Below are 1672 nucleotides of genomic sequence, written 5' to 3'. Positions count from 1 at the left end.
TGAACGTGATGATATAGACTCTCAATATAATCGTGAACATGATGATCTGGATTCTTGCTATGAACGTGATGAAGAATCAATTCATTCTCAAAGCGATAGACATGAAGATGATGATGAAAATGAAGGTGAAGATGAAGTGGAAGAGGAGGAGAAAGAAGAGGAAGAACAACGACAAATTGTTGATGAAGCATTAAGTGAAGACAAAATGTTATCCTGTAATGGTGAATTTTTCCCATATTTTGAAAATTTCACAACCGCTTCGTTATTCTGTTGGTTACAAAAACACAACATTTCCACAAGTGCCTATGAAGATCTTGCTGATATCCTTCAAAATACCAAATTTAACCCTACTCATGTGGTGAAGAATGTCCGAAGATTTCGGACATGGAGACAACGTCTTCCTATTCTTCCTATATCAGCAAGGTCTATATCCATTTCATCAAAAAAAACTCCATTAACTTCAAAAGATTCAAAGATTGCATATCAACTATCTGTCAGCGATATCATTTATTATGTTCTTAATAATCTGTCAATGTTTAAGCACATGTACTTTGTTTCCGGCATTGATTCTGAAACAAAATCAGAATATTGGCATGGCGCATTATGGGAAGAGTCACCACTTTTTGGTGAAAACCAAATAACAATATTAGAAGGTAATGGTATTTATTTACTTTATAGTATATTTTGTATCTTTATGATCTTGTAACTATATATTTATTTGTTTTAATGTAATAGTAACATACAAATCTGGTGAATTTGTTTATTATTGAGATAATGGGCAATGACAACTTGGAAGGTTGAGAGCGATCTAAAAAATGCTAATGATGATCAATATCGGCTAAGAATTCAGAAAGTTGTGAATTATGATAACTTACCCAGAATTTTTAAAGGAATGTCAAGACAGGAGCGTTCCGTTGCTAGTGAAGTGTGGTTGCAGGATGAACCGTTCCAAATCATTACAATTTCTGAAGTTCTTGAAAAGGCTACTGTAATGATAGTATACCAACACCAACATATCCCCGAAGGTACACTAAAAATTACTGAAATAATCTATAAATATCATGGTCATTGGAATATTCGCGATGCATCACTTTCATATCAACATCCTTCTGATTATATTACAACAAGATCACCACCATCTTCTATGCCAACATATAAAATATTTATCGATTTGTATTATGATGATTTTGGCACATATAGAAATGTATACCATTCATTAGGAGGTATATATTTGCAGTTTGGAAATATGCCCGCCCATCAAAGAAAATTAATCAAGAACCATTTTGTCCTTGGATTTGTCCCATTTGGTGGTAATTTTGACGAATTTATTCTGCCATTTATTTCTGAAATGAAAAAACTCGAGCAAGGAAAAATAATGAAGTTGCGAGATCAAGATGTTTGGGTGATAGCTGGGTTAGGTGTTGTGACTTCTGACTTACCACAAGGAAATGACATGGCAGGAGTTAAGCGACATAATGCTAATAAAGGTTGTCGTACTTGTTTAGTCCCTCATGAATCTCTTACAAATTATGACCAAGATGTACCAAAATCATCAAGATATCATCACATTACTGATGGACAATTCAAAGAGATTTTACAAGAAAATACTCCCTCAGCAAAAGCATGACTTTGTACAGAGTATGGTTTGAGATCAAACCCCAGTGTTTTAGAT

The 1672-nt window shown here is 33.9% G+C and carries 1 protein-coding gene; it reads left to right on the top strand.

What is annotated here, in order from left to right; all coding sequences use genetic code 11:
- Positions 1–781 precede the first annotated feature (781 nt).
- Positions 782–1627 (top strand): hypothetical protein, encoded by an 846-nt coding sequence (locus DMG62_24155; GenBank protein ID PYY19892.1) that lies wholly within the window; start codon positions 782–784, stop codon positions 1625–1627.
- The last annotated feature ends 45 nt before the right edge of the window (positions 1628–1672 follow it).

The sequence above is a fragment of the Acidobacteriota bacterium genome, assembly GCA_003225175.1.
Taxonomy (GTDB): domain Bacteria; phylum Acidobacteriota; class Terriglobia; order Terriglobales; family Acidobacteriaceae; genus Gp1-AA112.
Note: the sequence above shows the minus strand (reverse complement) of the source record. Positions and strands in the feature narration are given on the sequence as shown.

Coding starts and splice junctions, on each gene's coding strand:
- DMG62_24155 (PYY19892.1), top strand. CDS start 782: ATGACAACTTGGAAGGTTGAGAGCGATCTAAAAAATGCTAATGATGAT.